Source organism: Amaricoccus sp., assembly GCF_017995835.1.
Taxonomy (GTDB): Bacteria; Pseudomonadota; Alphaproteobacteria; order Rhodobacterales; family Rhodobacteraceae; genus Amaricoccus.
The window spans coordinates 15508-34321 of sequence record NZ_JAGOID010000023.1 but is presented as its reverse complement, the minus strand read 5'-3'; the positions used below and the strand labels follow the sequence as shown (position 1 = coordinate 34321).

Genomic DNA, 18814 nt, shown 5'->3' with positions numbered 1-18814 from the left:
CTCGTCGCTCGGCTACGATCAGGGACGCCTCGCCATGATCCTCGCCGTGCTGGAGGCGCCGGCGGGCGTCGGCTTCGCCGGGCTCGACGTCTATCTCAACGTCGCCGGCGGCCTGCGCGTCACCCAGCCGGCGGCCGATCTCGCGGTCGCGGCCGCGCTCCTCTCCGCCCGGCAGGACACGGCGCTGCCGCCGGACGCGGTGCTCTTCGGCGAGGTCTCGCTCTCGGGCGCGCTGCGCCCGACGGCGCAGGCGGACGCAAGGCTGCGCGAGGCGGCCAAGCTCGGCTTCGCGGCGGCCTTCGCCCCGGCCGGGCTCCGCACCGGCGGGCCCGCACCGCTGGAGCTGCATCCGGTTGCGGATCTGGCCGGGTTCATAGAGAAGTGCTTCGGCGGCATCGAGGGATAGGGGCCCGGAAATGGACGGCTTCAACATCGTCGACGGCATCGCGCTGGCGATCGTCGTGGTTTCGGCGGTCCTCGCCTGGTCGCGCGGGTTCGTGCGCGAGGCCCTGGCGATCGCCGGCTGGATCGTCGCGGCGGTGGCGGCCTTCGCCTTCGCGCCGGCGGTGGAGCCCCTGGTGCGCGAGGTGCCGGTGCTGCGCGACGTGATCGGCGGCTCGTGCGAGCTCGGCGTGCTCGCGGGCTTCGTCGCGGTCTTCGCGGTGGCGCTGATCGTCGTCTCGGTGTTCACGCCGCTCCTCTCCGGCGCGGTGCAGAACTCGGCGATCGGGCCGATCGACCAGGGGCTCGGCCTCGTCTTCGGCGCGGCGCGCGGCGTCGCGCTCATCGCCATCGCCTTCGTGGTCTACGACCGCATCCTCGGCGGCGCCGGCGGCGCGCCGATCGTCGACGCGAGCTACACCCGCACCCTCTTCGCCGGCATCCAGGCGGATCTGGCCGCCGCGCTGCCCGACGACGCGCCGCAATGGATCGCGGGCCAGTACGAGCGCCTTGTCGGCTCCTGCGCCCAGGCCGTCGCGCCCGTCACGCCCGAAACGCCGCCCGCATCCGGGGCGTGACATGCGGCAGCGCCGCATGGTCGCGGCGCGATAACGCACATGCGAAGGATCACGCAAATGCGAAAAACCGCGCGCGGCCCCCTGACACCGGCCGCCCTTCCGGCTATATGACGGCAGCGCAACGCGCGCGCGCGCCCCGGAGACCGCCGGTTTGCTGAGCCACCCGTTCGACGACGACAAGCTGCGCGAGGAATGCGGCGTCTTCGGCGTCATCGGCGTGCAGGACGCCGCGAGCTTCGTCGCGCTCGGGCTCCATGCGCTCCAGCATCGCGGCCAGGAGGCGGGCGGCATCGTCGCCTACTGCCCGCAGGAGGGTTTCTCCTCGGCCCGGCGCTTCGGTTACGTCCGCGACAACTTCACCTCGGCCTCGCTGATGGAGACCCTGCCGGGCCAGCTCGCCATCGGCCACGTGCGCTACTCGACCGCAGGATCCAAGGGCAACACCCAGATCCGCGACGTCCAGCCGCTCTTCGCCGAGTTCCAGATGGGCGGCTGCGCCATCGCCCATAACGGCAACCTCACGAACGCCCTGGCGCTGCGCGAGGAACTGATCGCCCACGGCTCGATCTTCCAGTCCGGCTCGGACACCGAGTGCATCATCCACCTGATGGCGCGCTCGATCCAGAAGACCATCCCCGAGCGGCTCAAGGACGCGCTCCGCCGCGTCGAGGGCGCCTTCTCGATCGTCGCCATGACGCGCACCAAGCTCATCGGCGTGCGCGACGCGCTCGGGGTGCGGCCGCTGATGCTCGGCCGGCTGGGCGACGGCTGGGCGCTGGCCTCCGAGACCTGCGCGCTCGACATCATCGGCGCCGAGTTCGTCCGCGAGATCGAGCCGGGCGAGATGGTGATGGTCGAGGACGGCCGGCTCCAGAGCTTCTTTCCGTTCCAGCCGCGGCGCCCGCGCTTCTGCATCTTCGAGCACGTCTACTTCTCGCGGCCCGACAGCGTGATCGGCGGCCGCTCGGTCTACGAGACGCGGCGGCGGATCGGCATGGAGCTGGCCCGCGAGGCCCCGGTCGAGGCCGACCTCGTCTGCCCGGTGCCCGATTCGGGCACGCCCGCGGCGATCGGCTACAGCCAGCAGTCGGGCATCCCCTACGCGATGGGGATCATCCGCAACCAGTACATGGGCCGGACCTTCATCGAACCCTCCGAGCAGATCCGCAACATGGGCGTGCGGCTGAAGCTGAACGTCAACCGCGCGGTGATCGCCGGCAAGCGAGTGGTCCTCGTCGACGATTCGGTGGTGCGCGGCACCACGAGCCGCAAGATCCGCGAGATGGTGATGGACGCCGGCGCGGCCGAGGTGCATTTCCGCATCGCCTCGCCGCCGACGATGTGGCCCTGCTTCTACGGCGTCGACACGCCGGACCGCGCGAAGCTCCTCGCCGCCACCATGTCCGAGGAGGACATGCGCCGTCACCTCGGGGTGGACTCGCTGCGCTTCGTGTCGCTCGACGGCCTCTACCGCGCCTGCGGGTCCGAGGAGGGCCGCGATCAGCGCAACCCGCAGTTCTGCGACGCCTGCTTCTCGGGCGACTATCCCGTGCGGCCCACCGACATGATCGAGCGCGGCTTCGACGCCCCGGTCCCGGCGGAATGATGCGGATGGCCTTGTGCTAACCGCCCGCAAAGAAGTGGCAAGCCGGATTCCAGCCCGGTTCCAGCCGCATTCCAGCGCCGCTTTTTCGGGCAATTCCAAATGGATGATGCGAGGCGCGCCATGACTCCCGACCCCGACACCGTCGCCCTCGTCACCGGCGCGAGCCGCGGCCTCGGTTACGCCGTCGCCTCCGCCCTCGGCGCCGCCGGCGCGACCGTGATCGGCATGGCCCGCACCGTGGGCGGGCTCGAGGACCTCGCCGACGCGATCGAGGCCGCCGGCGGCCCCGGCCCGGTGCTCGCGCCGCTTTCGATCACCGACGAGGGCGGCCTCGCCCGGCTCTGCCTCGCCATCCACCAGCGCTGGGGCCGGCTCGACCTCGTCGTCCACGCCGCCGCCCACGCCGCGCCGCTCACGCCCGCGCACCACATCGCCGCCAAGGACTTCGACGCCAGCGTTGAAGTGAACCTTCGCGGGATGCAACGCCTGATCCGCATGGTCGCCCCGCTGCTCGAGGCCGCCCCTGCCGGCGTCTTCGTCCAGGTCGCCGACGACCGCGCCGGCCGGCCGTTCTGGGGCAGCTACGGCGCGACCAAGGCCGCCGCCGACGCGCTCGCCGCCTCCTGGGCGCGCGAGACCGAGCGCATCGGCCCGCGCGTGCTGCTGTTCCGCCCCGAGCCGATGCCGACGGCGCTGCGCGCGCGCTTCTACCCGGCCGAGAACCGCGACGGCCTCAGCCCCTGCGCCGTCGAGGCCGCGCGCCTCCTCGCCGAACTCGCCGACGTTGCCGCACTGCAGCGAATCCCCTAGACACCCCGCCGTCAGCTCCGGAGGCCAGCATGATCGGACGCCTGAACCACGTGGCCATCGCGGTGCCCGACCTCGAGGCCGCCGCCGCGCAGTACCGCGACACCCTCGGCGCGCTCGTCCGCGCCCCGCAGGCCGAGCCCGACCACGGCGTCACCGTCGTGTTCATCGAGTTGCCGAACACCAAGATCGAACTCCTGCACCCGCTCGGCGAGAACTCCCCGATCGCGGCCTTCCTCGCCAAGAACCCTTCGGGCGGCATCCACCACGTCTGCTACGAGGTCGACGACATCCGCGCCGCCCGCGACCGGCTGAAGGCGTCGGGCGCGCGCGTCCTCGGCGACGGCGAGCCGAAGATCGGCGCGCACGGCAAGCCGGTGCTGTTCCTGCATCCCAAGGATTTCAACGGCACTCTGGTCGAACTCGAGGAGGCCTGAGTCCCGTGACCATCACCGGGGCGATCGTCCTCTTCGTCGTCATCTGGTTCCTGACCCTCTTCGTCGCGCTGCCGATCGGGCTCCGGACCCAGGACGAGAGCGGCGAGGTCGAACCCGGCACCCCCGCCTCGGCGCCGTCCGAGGCGGGGCTCCGGCGCAAGTTCCTCTGGGTCACGGTGATCGCCGTCGCGCTCTGGGCCCCGCTCTGCGCCCTGATCCTGTGGGGCGGCATCACCATGCGCGACCTCGACTTCTGGGGCCGCATGTAGGCCGGTTCACTCGCGCGACGGGGCCGGACCCGGAAACGGCGCGGCAAATACCGGGTAGCCCGGAGACTTCTTCAGCAACCTGTTAAGCTTTGGCAATGACGTTGACCGCCATCCAGCGTGCGGAGGGTCATCGTGAGATTCGCAGGAAATGTCATCTGGTTCGTGCTTGGTGGTGGAATCACCGCGCTCGTCTGGCTCATCGGCGCAGCGGTGTTCGCGCTGACGATTGTCGGCCTTCCGCTCACCAGGGCCGCGATCGAAATGGCAAAACTTTCCGCCTGGCCGTTCGGAAAGGAAATCGTTCATGTCCGCGATCTGGACCGGAAGGGAATTTCGGCCACAACCGCCGCCACGGGAACGATCGGTTTCATCTTCAACATCATTTGGGCGATGACGTTCGGAATCATCCTTTTCGTGATGTACGCCATTGCGGGTGTGGTGAATTGCCTCACGCTCATCGGCATTCCGTTCGGTCTTCAGTCCTTCAAGCTGGCGGCCATTTCGCTTTGGCCAGTCGGCCGGCGCGTGGTGACGGCGGAACTCGCCGAGCTCGTTCGCAAGGACGCGGCCGAGCGAACGCTCGCCGCCTACCGGGCGACGCCGGCCTGACGCAGCGGGTCCGCCGGGGCGCGCGCCACGCCCCGGCGAGCGCCTTCGAGCGCGGAGAGGTTGCATGTTTTCATCGATCCCGGCGCGCTTCGGCGGCTTCTCGCGTGGAACGCGCCGATCCGCGGTCGGATTTATAATTTGAAATCAATTGGTTGTCCGGCTATCACGCGTGTTAGCCGTGTTGCGCTGATGGCTTGGAGCTCGCCGGCCTCGGATCAGACCGCCCAGAAATAGTTCGCGAGGTGGAACAGCAGCGGCGCCGAGAAGGCGAGGCTGTCCATGCGGTCGAGCATGCCGCCATGGCCCTCGATCATGGTTCCCCAGTCCTTCGCCCCGAGCGATCGCTTGACCGCCGACAGCACCAGCCCCCCGAGCGCCCCCGCGGCCACCAGGACCGCCGCCATCGCGAGCGCCCCCCAGAACCCGAACGGCGTCAGGCCATGGAGCGCGCCCCCGAGCACCGTGGCGGCGCCTCCGCCGTAGAGCAGACCCTCGCGCGTCTTGTTCGGGCTGATCCGCGGCGCGAGCGGCGTCCGCCCGAAGCGCTTGCCGGCGAGGTACTGCGCCACGTCGCTCCCCTGGGTGACGAGGAGCAGGAAGGCGAGGAGGCCGAACGGCCCCGCCGGGTAGTCGTCGAACCGCAGGAGCAGCAGCGCCGGCGCATGGCTGAGCGCGTAGACCGTCAGCATCAGCGCCCACTGGATCTTCGCCACCCGTTGCAGGAAGTCGTCGGTCTCGCCGAAGACGAGCGACAGCGCCGGCAGGGCGAGGAAGCCGTAGACCGGGATCGCGATCACGAAGACGCCGGGCCAGGGCCAGAGCAGCAGCGCGAACTGGAGCGGCAGGAACAGGTAGAACGCCGCCGCCAGCGCGTAGTGATCGGCAAGCCGCGTGGGCGTGAGCGAGAGGAACTCGCGCAGGCACCAGAAGGACACGAGCGCGAAGAGCAGGATCGTCGCCGTCGTCCCGAACGCGAAGGTGATCGCGAGTATGACCGAGATCGCCCACCATGACCGGATCCGGTCGTTGGCGTTGCGGATCGTCGCGTCCTCCGGGCGCCTGCGCGCCAGCGCGCGGCCGACGAGGCTCGCCACGAGCAGGAAGACGAACAACGCCTCGAAGGTAAGCGGCAGCGGGGCGAGCAGGAGGTCACGCATGGGGCGGCTCCGGCGGCGCGACCGGCAAGTCGGGATGGAGGCTGAGCCCCAGCGCCACCACCGCATCGCGCGCCCGCGTCAGGAAGGCGTCGCGCGTTTCGCCGGGGTCCGGCGCGATCGGCGCGCCGATCAGCGCCCGCGTCGAGACCGGGATCGGGATCGACACGCCCTTGGGCAGGGCGCGGCCCACGTCGTCGAGCCAGACCGGGACGAGCTGCGCGCCCGGATGGGCGAGCGCGAGATGGTAGAGGCCGCTCTTGAACGGCAGCGGCGCCGGCCCGGGTCCGCGCCCGCCCTCCGGAAAGATGATGAGCGAACAGCCCTCGGCCAGCGCCTCGTGCAGCGGGTCGAGCGCGTCGCGCCCGCCGCCCCGGTCGATCAGCACCGCATGCAGCACATCGAGCGCGAAAAGACGGCGCAGGCGGCCATGGGCCCAGTAGTCCTGCGCCGCCACCGGCCGGGTGCGCCGCCGCAGCGGCGGCGGCAGCGCCGCCCACAGCACCACGGTGTCGGCGTTCGAGCGGTGGTTGGCGAAGTAGATGCGCTGGCGCGAGGTCGGTTGCGCCCCGAGCCAGTAGGCCCGCCCGCCGACCAGGAACCGCGTGAGCCCGACGAGGACGGCCTCGAGGATCATGCGCGCGCCCTCAACGCTCCGGCGATGGCGCGGAGCCGGCGCAGCGCCGTCGCCAGCGTCCCCAGCAACACCGCCCACAGGATCAGCCGGGCCAGCCGCGGCTCGCCGTCGAGCATCGTCTCGGCGAAGCCGACAAGGCAGCCGAGCGTGACCAGCGCCATGCGATGCTGCTTGGCCATCGGGCCCATGAAGCTCTGCGCCAGCCCGAGCGTGCCGCCGAGCACCCGCACATAGGCCGTGAACAGCGCCGCCACCGCCGCCCACAGCCCGAGGTCGTAGGCGCCCGCGGCGAGGCCGAAGCCGACGAGGATCAGCGTGTCCTCCACCCGGTCGGGCGCCTCGTTCCAGAGCGGGCCGACCGGCCCGCCGCGCCCGCCCTCGATCGCCACCATGCCGTCGAGCAGGTTCGCCGCCAGCCGCAACTGCACGAAGACCGCGCCGGCGAGCCAAGCCCAGGCCCGCTCCGGCGCGAACGCCAGCGCCGCGCAGGCCAGCCCCGCCGCGACGATCCCCGCCGCCGAGATCGCGTCCGGGCTCGCCCCCGCCCGGGTCAGCCAGCCGGCGGCCGCCTGCGCCGCGCGCGTCTTGCGCGAGGCGAGCGGTCGGCGCTCCCCCGCCCCGCTCAAAGCCGCGCCGCCAGGGCGTCGAGCGCCCGCGTCGGCAGGGCCCGCGTCAGCCCGGCCATGATGTGGGTCGCCGTCGTCACCCGATAGCGCGGCGCCGGGCGCTGGCTCTCGAGCGCGCGGACGAGCTTGGCCGTCACCGCCGAGGCGGGCAGCTCGAACCGCCCCTTCGCCGCGCCCTCCGGCGCATAGAGCCGCTTCATCAGCGTGGTCTCGTAGGCCTCGCGGTGCGGCGAGGCGCGCCAGTCGATCCACTTCTCGAAGCGCGGGACCGACTTCGACCGGAACGGCGTACCGATCGGACCCGGCTCGATCGTAACCACATGCACGCCCGTTCCCCTCAACTCCAGCCGCAACGCGTCCGTCAGCCCCTCGAGCGCGAACTTCGTCGCCACGTAGGCGCCTCGCCAGGGCAGCGCCACGAAGCCGAGCACCGAGGAGTTCATCACCACCCGCCCCGCGCCCGCCGCCCGCATCGCCGGCAGCACCCGGTTGGTCAGGTCGAGCTGCCCGAAAAGGTTCGTCTCGAAGATCTCGCGCATCGCCGCGCGCGGCAAGTCCTCAGTCGCCCCCGGAATCGCGAAGGCCCCGTTGTTGAAGAGCGCGTCGAGCCGCCCGCCGCCACGCCGCAGCGCCTCGGCCGCGCCGTCGGCCACGCTCGCCTCCGAAGCGAGGTCGAGCGCCCAGGATTCCAGCCCCGCCGCGTCGAGCGCCGCGGCGTCCTCCGCCGCCCGGCAGGTCGCGAACACCCGCCAGCCGCGCGCCATGAGCGTCCGCGCCGCGTCGAGCCCAATGCCCGAGGAGCAACCGGTGATCAGGATCGTCCGCAAACAGCCCTCCGCGCAGCGCCCGCGCACTCTGGCCACGACCGCGCCGCCGGCGCAAGGCGCCGCTGGACCGAACGGCGCAGCCAGAGTACACAACATCTATGGCTGATCCCACCTTCGACCCCGACATCCCGTCCGGCGACGTGACCGTGGAGCCGCTCGCCCGCGCGCTCGGCGAACGCTACCTGACCTACGCGCTCTCCACGATCACCCACCGCGCCTTGCCCGACGCGCGCGACGGGCTGAAGCCGGTGCATCGCCGCATCCTCTACGCCATGCGCGGCCTGCGGCTCGACCCGGCCGGGGCCTTCCGCAAATGCGCCAAGATCGTCGGCGAGGTGATGGGCAACTACCACCCGCACGGCGACCAGTCGATCTACGATGCGCTGGCCCGGCTCGCGCAGGACTTCAACATCCGCTACCCGCTCGTCGACGGACAGGGCAACTTCGGCAACATCGACGGCGACAACCCGGCGGCCCAGCGCTACACCGAGGCGCGCCTGACCGCCGCCGCCGCGGCGCTGATGGAAGGGCTGACCGAGGACGCCGTCGACTTCCGCGACAACTACGACGGCTCCGAGCAGGAGCCCGTGGTCCTGCCCGCGGCCTTCCCCAACCTGCTCGCCAACGGCTCGTCCGGCATCGCCGTCGGCATGGCGACCAACATCCCGCCCCACAACATCGACGAACTGGTGCAGGCCTGCCTCCACCTCGTCAGGCACCCGAACGCCACCGACGAAAAACTCCTCGACTTCGTCCAGGGCCCCGACTTCCCCACCGGCGGGATCATCGTCGAGCCGCGCGCGGCGATCAAGGAGGCCTACCGCACCGGCCGCGGCGGCTTCCGCCTGCGCGCCCGCTGGGCGGTCGAGGATCTGGGCCGCGGCACCTGGCAGATCGTCGTGACCGAGATCCCCTATCAGGTCCAGAAGGGGCGGCTCATCGAACGCATCGCCGACCTCGTCAACGAAAAGAAGGTGCCGATCCTCGCCGACGTCCGCGACGAGAGCGCCGAGGACGTGCGCATCGTGCTGGAGCCGCGCGCCCGCACGGTCGATCCGGCGGTGCTGATGGAGACGCTGTTCCGCAGCTCCGACCTCGAGACGCGCTTCGCGATGAACATGAACGTGCTCATCGACGGCCGAACCCCGCAGGTCGCCTCGCTCTGCGAGGTGCTGCGGGCCTTCCTCGACCACCGCCGCGACGTGCTCCAGCGCCGCTCGCGCCACCGGCTGGAGCGGATCGACGCGCGGCTGGAGATCCTCGAGGGACTGCTCGTCGCCTACCTGAACCTCGACCGGATCATCCAGATCATACGCACCGAGGACGAGCCCAAACCGGTGATGATGGCCGAGTTCGCCCTCACCGACACCCAGGCCGAGGCGATCCTCAACACGCGGCTGCGCGCCCTGCGCCGGCTGGAGGAGATGGAGCTCCGGGCCGAACGCGACGCGCTCGTCGCCGAACGTGCGGATCTCGCGGCCCTCCTTGGCTCCGAGGACCTGCAATGGGCCCGCATCGCCGACGAACTGCGCGAGGCGCGCAAGGCCTTCGGCAAGGACGCCCCGGGCGGCGCCCGCCGCACCGAGTTCGCCGACGCGCCGGAGATCGAGGCCGCGAGCCCCGAGGCCATGATCGAACGCGAGCCGGTGACGGTGATCCTCTCGGCGATGGGCTGGGTCCGCGCCATGCGGGGCCACCTCGCCGAGGGCGCCGAGGTGAAGTTCAAGGACGGCGACGGGCCGCGATTCCAGCTCCATGCCGAGACGACGGACAAGCTCCTGCTCATGGCCTCGAACGGCCGCATCTTCACGCTCGCGGCTTCGAACCTGCCCGGCGGGCGGGGCATGGGTGAGCCGGTGCGGCTGCTCGTCGACCTGTCGAACGACGCGCATCCGGTCGCGCTCCTCGTCCACCGTCCCGGCGGCATGCTCCTGCTCGCCTCCGACGCCGGCGACGGCTTCCTCCTGCCCGAGGACGACGCGCTCGCCCAGACCCGCGCCGGCAGACAGGCGATGAACCTCGGCGACAAGGCCCGCGTCCGCGTCTGCCGCCGCGTCGAAGGCGATCACGTCGCCGTCGTCGGCGAGAACCGCAAGGTGCTGGTCTTCCCCCTCGCCGAGTTGCCGGAGATGGGCCGCGGCAAGGGCGTGCGCCTGCAACGCTTCAAGGACGGCGGCCTCTCCGACGCAACCACCTTCACGCTTGCCGACGGCCTCGCCTGGAGGGATCCGGCGGGACGCACCCGCACCGTGGCGCAGCCCGAGCTCTCGGACTGGACCGGCCCCCGCGCCGCGGCCGGGCGCATGGCGCCGCGCGGCTTCCCGCAATCGAACCGCTTCGACTGAGACAGGAGAGACCAATGAGAACCGTCCTCATGGCCGCTGCCGCCGCCATAGCGCTTTCCGGCTGCGACAGCATGTTCCAGCGCGAGGTGAGCCACGCGGCGGAGGTGTCCGCCACCGTCACCGCCGTCGACCCGGCCACCCGCCGCATTGACCTCGCCACCGCCAGCGGCGAGACCCTGACGCTCACCGCATCGCCCGACATGCGCAACTTCGACCAGATCGAGCCGGGCGACGTCGCCACCATGCAGATGTTCGGCTCGATGTCGGTGCGGGTCGCCGATTCCGCCGCGCCGAACCAGACCGACACCTTCGCGATGATCGGCCGCGCTCCCGAGGGGACCCGCCCCGGCTCGGTGTTCGGCGCGGTCACGACGACGACGGTCGTCTTCCTCTCCTACGACGCGCGCAGCTTTGAGGCGACGGTCGCGCTCCCCTCCGGGGAGGTGCGCGTGGCGCCGGTCGAGCCCGGAATGCGCTCCTTCGCCGCCGCCCGCACCCGCGGCGAGCGCATCGAGGTCACCATCAGCGACGCCGTAGCCCTCTTCGTCGACCCGCCGGCCTGACTCCATCCCCGCCATTCCGCCCGTCGCCGTCGGCCGGACCCGGGCGCCGCGCCGACGTCCCACCTGCGGCGTATTGCATCGTCGTGCTTGCGTCGCCGTCCGCCCGCCCCCGTGGAGGCGACGGGCCGCCACCCTCGTGAGCAGCGTCACGAAGGGGCCCCGAGCGCCGGCGGCGCCGCATTCCCCTTTCAGGCACTCATACAGGCGGAAACCCTATCGAGCAGGCGCCTCCCCGCCAAAGGGCGGGGAGAGAGAAAGGACTCGCGGCCGCTTGCGGCCGCTCCGCCAGGGAGGCCGCAAAGGCGGCCGACGTCAGCGCCGTCCGAGCGGGGGGCGCGCCCGCGCGCCTCCCCGAGGACGGCGCTCCCCCCTGGCCCGCGGCAGCGATGCGTCAGTCGATCGACGCCGCCACGGCGGCCGCGTCGAGGCCCTCGCGCAGCTCCCGCAGCCGCAGGTAGCCGAGTGCCGTGAAGCAGGCGACCAGCCCGTAGTAGACCGCCGTCAGCGCCGCCTCCAGCAGGGTCGCGACCGCGATCGACCCGTCGGCCGCAACGAGAAGCGGGCTCACGGCCAGAAGGAGCGCGACAACGACAAGCCCCATCGTCGCGACCGCAAGAGCGAGCGGCCAGCGGAGGCCCTCGGTCAGCTCCTGCGCCCGGCCCATGGCGTCCCAGCCGCGGTTCTCGAAGAGCATCGCCGGGGCCCAGGGGAGCCAGCGCGCCGCGATGTAGAGACCGGGAAGGACCAGGAGCGCGATCCCGATAGCGGTGGCGAGGGAAAGCAGGGTCCCGAGCACGACGAGCGGCCCGGCGTGACGCATGGTCTGGGCGAGATACTCGCCGAGGCGATGCCGCTTGCCGAGCGCGGCGTCGAGCCCCGCGAGGCACATCACCCCGGTCACGAGGAACCCCACGACGAGGTTGAGCGCCAGAGCAAGCGCACCCGCCAAGAAACCGCCGGACCCCGTCACGGCCGCCGCGTCGGGCGCCGGCCCGCCGAGCAGCGCATAGGTGGCGAGCGTCAGCAGGAGCGCCGGGGCGAAGGCCAGCGGAAACAGGAAGCCGAAGTTCTTCAGCAACAGCGCGACGCTTCCGAGCGCCAGGCGGCCGATGCCGAGCGAACCGTTCACGCGCCGCCCTTGCGGAAATCGTCCGGCCGCGCCTCGCGCGCCATCTGGTCGAGGACGCCGTTCACGAACTTCGCTTCCTTGCCGTCGGGATAGAACGCCTTGGCGAGTTCGAGATACTCGTTGATCGCCACCTTGGGCGGCGTGTCCGAGCCGAGGAGTTCCGCCCCGGCCGCGCGGAAGATCGCCCGCAGCGTCGGATCGATGCGGTCGATCGGCCAGCGCGCCGCCAGCGCACGGTGCATGAGCTGGTCGATGCGCGCCTGATCGGCCACGGCGCCCGACACCAGCCGGCGAAAGTGCTCCCGGTCGGCGTCGTTGAGCCTGAGCCCGTCGATCTCCGCGGCGATGCGCAGCGCCTCGAACTCCTCGATGACCTCCTCCAGCGGAACGCCCGTGGCCTCCATCTGGAACAGCGCCTGCACGGCGTAGAGCCGCGCCGCGGTGCGCATCCGCCGGGCCTGCGCCGCGGTCGGCTTCTTCGCCTCGGAGGAACCGGTCATCGCCGGAAGCCTACGCCCCGCGCCGCGGGCGCGAAGCGCCGCGACAGCGCGACCAGATGCAGGCACGCCTCGGCCGCCCCGCCGCCCTTGTTCATCCGCGTCGGATCGGCGCGCGCCTCGGCCTGGGCGAGGTTCTCCACGGTCAGGATGCCGTTCCCGAGCGGCACGCCCTCGAGCCCGAGCAGCGTCAACCCCCGCGAACTGTCGTTGCACACCGTCTCGTAATGCGTGGTCTCGCCGCGCACCACGCAGCCGAGCGCTACGTAGCCGTCGAACGCCCCGACGCGCGAGGCGAGCCGTATCGCGGTCGGGATCTCCAGCGCGCCGGGCACCTCGACGACTTCGTGCCGCGCGCCGGCGGCGTCGAGCGTCGCCTTCGCCCCCGCAACCAGCCCGTCGGCGATCGTGCGGTAGAACGGGGCCACGACGATCAGCACGCTCGTGTCGCCCCCGAGGCTCGGCGTCGCCAGCCCGTGATGCAGATCGCGCTCCGCCATGGCTCAGCCCTGCGTCGCGGGAATCGGCCGCGTGCCGACGATGGTCAGGCCGTAGCCGTCGAGCCCGACCACCTTCGGCGTCGGCGAGTTGGTCAGCAGAACCAGCTCGCGGACGCCGAGCGCGTTCAGGATCTGCGCGCCGATCCCGTACTGCCGCAATCGATTGGGCGAGACATGATCGCCGACGTCGAGCTTCGTCGACATGTCGCGCAGCACTACGACCACCCCGCGCCCTTCCGCCGCGACGGCAAGCATCGCGTCGCGGACCTGGTGCGTCCGGCCGGCATGGAGCCCCAGCAGATCCTCGAGCGGGTTGACCGCGTGCATGCGCACCAGCACCGGCTCGGGCGAGCTGATGTCGCCCTTGGTCAGCACGATGTGTTCGCCGCCGCCGGTGACGTCGCCGAAGACCCGCATCTGCCAGGCCCCGCCGTATTCCGACTGCACCGCCTGCACGCCCGTCTGCCGCACCAGGTTGTCGTGCCGGCGGCGATAGGCGATCAGATCCGAGATCGTGCCGATCTTCAGCCCGTGGCGCTGCGCGAAGGCCACCAGATCGGGCAGCCGCGCCATCGACCCGTCGTCGTTCATGATCTCGCAGATCACCCCGGACGGGTTGAGGCCCGCGAGCCGCGCGATGTCGACCGCCGCCTCGGTGTGCCCGGCGCGGACGAGCACGCCGCCGGTGCGCGCCCGCAGCGGGAAGATGTGCCCGGGCGTCGCGATGTCCGACGGCCCGGAGCGCGGGTCGATCGCCACCGCGACCGTGCGCGCCCGATCATGGGCCGAGATGCCGGTCGTCACGCCCTCGCGCGCCTCGATGGAGACCGTGAACGCCGTCTCGTGCCGCGAGGAGTTCGACGACGCCATCAGTTGCAGCCCGAGCGCGTCGAGCCGCTCGCCCGGCAGGGTGAGGCAGATCAACCCCCGCCCGTGCGTCGCCATGAAGTTGATCGCATTCGGCGTGCACATCTGCGCCGGAATGACGAGGTCGCCCTCGTTCTCCCGGTCCTCGTGGTCGACGAGGATGAACATGCGCCCGTTACGCGCATCCTCAATGATCTCCTCCACCGAGGAGATCGCGTCCCGAAGGTAGTGATCGTCAGCCAACAGCTCGGCCCACCCCGCTCTTTCGCAAGCGGGTTATCCCAACCCGCGACGGTTTGCCAGTCGCCTCGTGCGTCATGGGCGCAGGCGCACGCCCGTCAGATTCCCGCGTAGATCTCGCGCAGCCGGGCGATCGCCGCCTCCGGCGACAGATCCTCGCTCTCGCCGGTCCGCCGCGAGGTCAGCTCGACCTTGCCGCTCGCGAGCCCGCGCGGACCCACGGTCAGCCGCCAGGGCAGGCCGATCAGGTCCATGGTCGCGAACTTCGCCCCCGCACGCTCTTCGCGGTCGTCGTAGAGCGGGTCGAGCCCGGCGGCGCGCAGGCCAGCATAGAGCGACAGGCTCTCGGCGTCGCAGGCATGGTCGCCCTGCTTGAGGTTGACGATTCCGGCGTGGAACGGCGTCACCCCCTCCGGCCAGATGATACCGCGGTCGTCATGGTTCGCCTCGATCAGCGCGCCCACGAGGCGCGACACGCCGATGCCGTGGCTGCCCATCTGGACCGGCACGCGCTCGCCCTGCTCGTTGACCACCACCGCCCGCATCGGTTCGGAGTACTTCGTGCCGAAGAAGAAGATCTGCCCGACCTCGATTCCGCGCCCCTCGACGCGCCGCTCCTCGGGGATGGCCGCGAAGGCCTCCGGGTCGTGGCGCTCGTCGGTGCGGGCATAGGGCGCCGTCCAGGTCGCGACGATGTCCGACACCTGGCCGCGATCGGCATAGTCGATCCCGCGGTCGCCCAGCGTCAGGTCGGTCACGGCCCGGTCGTAGAACACCGCGCTTTCGCCGGTCGGCGCCAGCACGAGGAACTCGTGGGTATGGTCGCCGCCGATCGGCCCGCCGTCCGCGCGCATGGGGATCGCCTTCAGCCCCATCCGCTCGTAGGTGCGGATGTAGCTGACCATGTGCCGGTTGTAGGCGTGCAGCGCATCCTCGACCGTCAGGTCGAAGTTGTAGCCGTCCTTCATCAGGAACTCGCGGCCGCGCATCACCCCGAAGCGCGGGCGCATCTCGTCGCGGAACTTCCACTGGATGTGGTAGAGCGTCAGCGGCAGATCCTTGTAGCTCGTCACCGCCGAGCGGAAGATGTCGGTGATCAGCTCCTCGTTGGTCGGCCCGTAGAGCATGTCGCGCTCGTGGCGGTCCTTGATGCGCAGCATCTCCGCCCCGTAGTCGTCGTAGCGCCCGCTCTCGCGCCAGAGGTCGGCCGCTTGCAGCGTCGGCATCAGAAGCGGGATATGCCCGGCCCGCTGCTGCTCCTCGTGGACGATCTGCTCCAGCCGGCGCAGAACCTTGTAGCCGAGCGGCAGCCAGGAATAGATGCCCGCGGCCGCCTGACGGATCATGCCGGCGCGCAGCATCAGGCGATGGCTCGCGATCTGGGCCTCGGCCGGCGTCTCCCGCAGGACCGGGAGGAAGTACTGGGTCAGGCGCATGGGGGAAGGCTCCGGGTCGGCGAAAGCCCGGCCCGTTTAGGCGAAGCCGCCGGGCCGCGCAATCCCGCGGGAGCCGCGCAGTTTTTCAGGGTAATCCCCCTCGGCCGGCCTGGGGCCTCGATCTCGGGGAAGAGGTCGAACAGGCGCTCCTTGATGCGGTTCTCCATCTCGCCGCGGGCTCTGCAGATCTGCTCGCAAAGGGTGCGGGCGTCGGCCCGGGTGGGCTTGGGCGAGGTGACGGCAGCCTCTAGGGGGATCCGGGCTCCAGCGGAATCCGTGATTTCCGATGATTTTTGTCGGTCGGCTATTCCCGACTCGATTGCTCCGGCTTAGGGTGCCGCCCGGAACGCGGCGGTCAGGCCGCAGGACAGGCGAGGAGCGGGCATGCGGGGATTGTGGACAGGGGCGGCGGCGCTCGGCCTGCTGGCGGCGGGGGCGGCGCTGGCTGACGACAGGGCGGCGGCGCTCGGCACCTATGCCGACATCGCCGAGGCGGGCTACGGCGACTCGCTCGCGGCGGCCGAGCGGCTGCGCGCAGCGGTGGGCGCGCTGATCGCCACGCCCTCGGCGGAGACGATGCAGGCGGCGCGGACGGCGTGGCTTCAGGCGCGCGTGCCCTACCAGCAGACCGAGGTGTTCCGCTTCGGCAACGCCATCGTCGACGAGTGGGAGGGCAAGGTGAACGCCTGGCCGCTCGACGAGGGACTGATCGACTACGTCGACCCGGTCTATGGCGGCGCCACCGACGAGAACCCCTATGCGGCGCTGAACGTCATCGCCAATCCGAGCTTCGAGCTTTCGGGCGAGACGGTGGACGCGAGCGTGATCACCAAGGATCTGCTCGCCGACAGGCTCCAGGAGGCCGACGCGATCGAGTCGAACGTGGCCACCGGCTACCACGCGATCGAGTTCCTGCTCTGGGGGCAGGACCTGCACGGGACCGACCATGGCGCGGGCGACCGGCCCTGGACCGACTATGCGGCCGGCGCGGACTGTACCGGCGGCAACTGCGACCGGCGGGCGCAGTATCTCGAGGCGGCGACCGACCTGCTCGTCGACGACCTCGCGTGGATGACGGCGCAGTGGGGCGACGACGGCGAGGCGCGCGAGGTGCTGCTCACTGACCCGGCCGCCGGCGTCGTGGCGATCCTGACCGGCATGGGCAGCCTCAGCTACGGCGAGCAGGCCGGCGAGCGGATGCGGCTCGGGCTGATGCTCAACGACCCGGAGGAGGAGCACGACTGCTTCTCCGACAACACCCACAACAGCCACTATTATGACGGGCTCGGCATCCGGAACGTTTATCTCGGGCGCTACGTGCGGACCGACGGCTCGGTGGTCGAGGGCCCCTCGGTGTCCGGGCTGGTCGCCGCGGCCGACCCGGCGGTCGACGCCGACCTGCGCGCGAAGCTCGACGCGACGATGGCGGCGCTCGGGGCGATCAAGGCGGTGGCGGAGGCCGGCACCTCCTACGACCAGATGCTCGCGACCGGCAACGTCGCCGGCGAGGCGCTGGTGATGGGGGGCGTCAACGCGCTGATCGACCAGACCCGCGCCATCGAGCGCGCGGTCTCGGCGCTCGGGCTGTCGCAGATTGCCTTCGAGGGTTCGGACAGCCTCGACAACCCCGACGCCGTCTTCCAGTAGGCGGCGGCCATGCGACGCGTCCTCATCGCCGGGGCGCTCGTCCTCGCGGCCCCGCTGGCGGCGTCGCAGCCCGCCGAGGACGCGCACCTGAACGTCACGCCCCGCACGGCCGAGGAAGCCGCGCGGGTCGCGACCGTGACGGCGCCGGCCGCGAGCTTCGCGGCGCCGGAGCCGTTCGAGACCAATCCCGGCGGCGCCGCGACCAACCGGCGCAAGCCGGACGCCAATGCGTTCTCGTTCTCGTCGGCGACGCTCGACTTCGCCAGGGAGCTCGACTTCAAGGTCGGCAACGGCATCTTTCGCAAGCTCTGGGTGTCGGCGCCGTCCTCGACCCAGGCGTCGGACGGGCTCGGCCCGATCTTCAACGCGCGGGCCTGCCAGAACTGCCATCTCAAGGATGCGCGCGGGCATCCGCCGGCGCCCGGCGAGCCGGCGACGCAGATGTTCCTGCGGCTGTCGGTCCCGTCGGATCACGACGCGCTGGCGGACGAGATCGCCGACTGGATCGGCGCGGCGCCGGAGCCGGTCTATGGCGGCCAGTTCCAGACCTTCTCGATCGCGGGCGTCCCGGCCGAGGGGCGGATGACCATCGACTATGCCGAGGAGGAGGTCGCGCTCGCCGGCGGCGAGACCGCGCGCCTGCGCCGGCCGGCCTACGGCGTGGCCGATCTCGCCTACGGGCCGATGGCCGAGGGGGTGATGTTCTCGCCCCGGGTCGCGCCGCAGATGATCGGCCTCGGCCTCGTCGAGGCGATCCCGGAGGCGGACATCCTCGCCAACGCCGACCCCGACGACGCCGACGGCGACGGGATCAGCGGGCGGCCGAACATCGTCTGGTCCGACGAGTTCGCGCGGCCGATGCTCGGGCGGTTCGGGCACAAGGCCGGAAAGCCGACGATCCGCGAGCAGACCGCCGGCGCCTTCTCGGGCGACATGGGCATCTCCACGAGCCTGCATCCCGCCGGCGCGGGCGACTGTGCGCCGGCGCAGGAGGTCTGCCGCGCCGCGCCGGACGGCGGCGATCCGGAGGTCGACGACGCGGCGCTCGATCTCGTGACCTTCTACAGCCGCAACCTCGCCGTCCCGGCCCGGCGCGACGTCGACGATCCGGAGGTGCTGCGCGGCAAGGAGCTGTTCTACGCGACCGGCTGCCCCGCCTGCCATGCGCCGAAGTTCGTCACGCACCGGATGCCCGGCCGGCCGGAACTGAGCTTCCAGCTCATCTGGCCCTATTCGGACTTCCTGCTGCACGACCTCGGCGAGGGGCTGGCCGACGGGCGCCCCGAGGGGCGCGCCGACGGGCGGGAATGGCGCACCGCGCCGCTGTGGGGGATCGGGTTGACCGCGACGGTGACGGGGCGCGAGAGCTACCTGCACGACGGGCGGGCGCGGACGCTGCTGGAGGCGGTGCTGTGGCATGGCGGCGAGGCGCAGGCTGCCCGCGACGGGGTGGTCGGGATGGCGCCGGAGGACCGGGCGGCGCTGGTGCGGTTCCTGGGGAGCCTCTAGGGGATGCAGGCGGCGCTATCACGCGTGATACGAGGGTAACATATTGATTAATATAGAGTATTTCTTGTGAGGCCGATTTCCCGCGCCCGC

General features: G+C 71.4%; 20 protein-coding genes. 11 read left to right on the top strand and 9 right to left on the bottom strand.

Features of this window, described 5'->3' with window-relative positions:
• From KBA23_RS05950 to KBA23_RS05920, 7 genes are all read left to right on the top strand, one after another.
• A partial coding sequence (locus KBA23_RS05950) for a magnesium chelatase domain-containing protein (RefSeq protein WP_290737928.1) occupies window positions 1-406 on the top strand: 406 nt, incomplete at its 5' end.
• A 10-nt stretch (window positions 407-416) separates the two neighbouring features.
• The gene (locus KBA23_RS05945; RefSeq protein WP_290737926.1) at window positions 417-1019 is read left to right on the top strand and encodes a CvpA family protein; all 603 of its coding nucleotides are present in this window, start codon (window positions 417-419) and stop codon (window positions 1017-1019) included.
• A gap of 151 nt (window positions 1020-1170) precedes the next feature.
• Window positions 1171-2625: an amidophosphoribosyltransferase gene (purF, locus tag KBA23_RS05940; RefSeq protein WP_290737923.1), complete on the top strand. Its 1455-nt coding sequence runs from the start codon at window positions 1171-1173 to the stop codon at window positions 2623-2625.
• A 120-nt stretch (window positions 2626-2745) separates the two neighbouring features.
• Window positions 2746-3435: an SDR family NAD(P)-dependent oxidoreductase gene (locus KBA23_RS05935; protein WP_290737920.1), complete on the top strand. Its 690-nt coding sequence runs from the start codon at window positions 2746-2748 to the stop codon at window positions 3433-3435.
• Window positions 3436-3464: 29 nt separating this feature from the next.
• Window positions 3465-3869, top strand: coding sequence for a methylmalonyl-CoA epimerase (gene mce, locus KBA23_RS05930; protein ID WP_290737917.1), 405 nt, complete (start codon window positions 3465-3467; stop codon window positions 3867-3869).
• Window positions 3870-3874: 5 nt separating this feature from the next.
• Complete coding sequence (locus KBA23_RS05925) at window positions 3875-4138, top strand: DUF1467 family protein (protein WP_290737914.1); 264 nt, start codon at window positions 3875-3877, stop codon at window positions 4136-4138.
• 132 nt (window positions 4139-4270) lie between these two features.
• Window positions 4271-4747 carry a YccF family protein gene (locus KBA23_RS05920; protein WP_290737910.1) on the top strand — a complete coding sequence of 159 codons (477 nt, stop codon included), beginning with the start codon at window positions 4271-4273 and terminating at the stop codon, window positions 4745-4747.
• A 215-nt stretch (window positions 4748-4962) separates the two neighbouring features.
• On the opposite strand, the gene KBA23_RS05915 is transcribed toward KBA23_RS05920, so the two are convergent.
• The 4 genes from KBA23_RS05915 to KBA23_RS05900 are packed head-to-tail and all read right to left on the bottom strand — an operon-like array spanning window position 4963 to window position 7991.
• A complete protein-coding gene (locus tag KBA23_RS05915) occupies window positions 4963-5904 on the bottom strand; it encodes a phosphatidate cytidylyltransferase (protein WP_290737907.1) in 942 nt (313 codons plus the stop codon).
• On the bottom strand, window positions 5897-6538 hold the full coding sequence (locus KBA23_RS05910) for a 1-acyl-sn-glycerol-3-phosphate acyltransferase (protein WP_290737904.1): 642 nt from the start codon (window positions 6536-6538) through the stop codon (window positions 5897-5899). Before KBA23_RS05910 ends, KBA23_RS05915 begins: the two co-directional genes overlap by 8 nt.
• Window positions 6535-7164, bottom strand: a complete 630-nt coding sequence (locus KBA23_RS05905; RefSeq protein WP_290737901.1) for a CDP-alcohol phosphatidyltransferase family protein — start codon at window positions 7162-7164, stop codon at window positions 6535-6537. The genes KBA23_RS05910 and KBA23_RS05905 overlap by 4 nt, the downstream gene beginning before the upstream one ends.
• Window positions 7161-7991 (bottom strand): SDR family NAD(P)-dependent oxidoreductase, encoded by an 831-nt coding sequence (locus tag KBA23_RS05900; protein ID WP_290737898.1) that lies wholly within the window; start codon window positions 7989-7991, stop codon window positions 7161-7163. The genes KBA23_RS05905 and KBA23_RS05900 overlap by 4 nt, the downstream gene beginning before the upstream one ends.
• A 98-nt stretch (window positions 7992-8089) precedes the next feature.
• Between KBA23_RS05900 and parC the strand changes: the two genes are divergently transcribed.
• Complete coding sequence (gene parC / locus KBA23_RS05895; RefSeq protein ID WP_290737895.1) at window positions 8090-10336, top strand: DNA topoisomerase IV subunit A; 2247 nt, start codon at window positions 8090-8092, stop codon at window positions 10334-10336.
• 14 nt (window positions 10337-10350) lie between these two features.
• Window positions 10351-10899, top strand: coding sequence for a hypothetical protein (locus KBA23_RS05890; protein WP_290737891.1), 549 nt, complete (start codon window positions 10351-10353; stop codon window positions 10897-10899).
• Window positions 10900-11290: 391 nt separating this feature from the next.
• Here the strand turns inward: KBA23_RS05890 and KBA23_RS05885 are convergent, their stop codons facing one another.
• From KBA23_RS05885 to proS, 5 genes are all read right to left on the bottom strand, one after another.
• The gene (locus KBA23_RS05885) at window positions 11291-12028 is read right to left on the bottom strand and encodes a hypothetical protein (protein WP_290737888.1); all 738 of its coding nucleotides are present in this window, start codon (window positions 12026-12028) and stop codon (window positions 11291-11293) included.
• Complete coding sequence (gene nusB / locus KBA23_RS05880) at window positions 12025-12528, bottom strand: transcription antitermination factor NusB (RefSeq protein ID WP_290737885.1); 504 nt, start codon at window positions 12526-12528, stop codon at window positions 12025-12027. Before nusB ends, KBA23_RS05885 begins: the two co-directional genes overlap by 4 nt.
• Window positions 12525-13025 (bottom strand): 6,7-dimethyl-8-ribityllumazine synthase, encoded by a 501-nt coding sequence (locus tag KBA23_RS05875; protein WP_290737882.1) that lies wholly within the window; start codon window positions 13023-13025, stop codon window positions 12525-12527. The genes nusB and KBA23_RS05875 overlap by 4 nt, the downstream gene beginning before the upstream one ends.
• A 3-nt stretch (window positions 13026-13028) precedes the next feature.
• On the bottom strand, window positions 13029-14135 hold the full coding sequence (gene ribB, locus KBA23_RS05870) for a 3,4-dihydroxy-2-butanone-4-phosphate synthase (protein ID WP_290737879.1): 1107 nt from the start codon (window positions 14133-14135) through the stop codon (window positions 13029-13031).
• A 95-nt stretch (window positions 14136-14230) separates the two neighbouring features.
• Window positions 14231-15568, bottom strand: a complete 1338-nt coding sequence (gene proS, locus KBA23_RS05865) for a proline--tRNA ligase (RefSeq protein ID WP_290737876.1) — start codon at window positions 15566-15568, stop codon at window positions 14231-14233.
• 384 nt (window positions 15569-15952) lie between these two features.
• Between proS and KBA23_RS05860 the strand changes: the two genes are divergently transcribed.
• Entirely contained in the window at window positions 15953-17215 is a 1263-nt protein-coding gene (locus KBA23_RS05860; protein ID WP_290737873.1) for an imelysin family protein, read from the top strand.
• 9 nt (window positions 17216-17224) lie between these two features.
• Window positions 17225-18724, top strand: coding sequence for a di-heme oxidoredictase family protein (locus KBA23_RS05855; RefSeq protein ID WP_290737870.1), 1500 nt, complete (start codon window positions 17225-17227; stop codon window positions 18722-18724).
• Window positions 18725-18814: the final 90 nt, after the last annotated feature.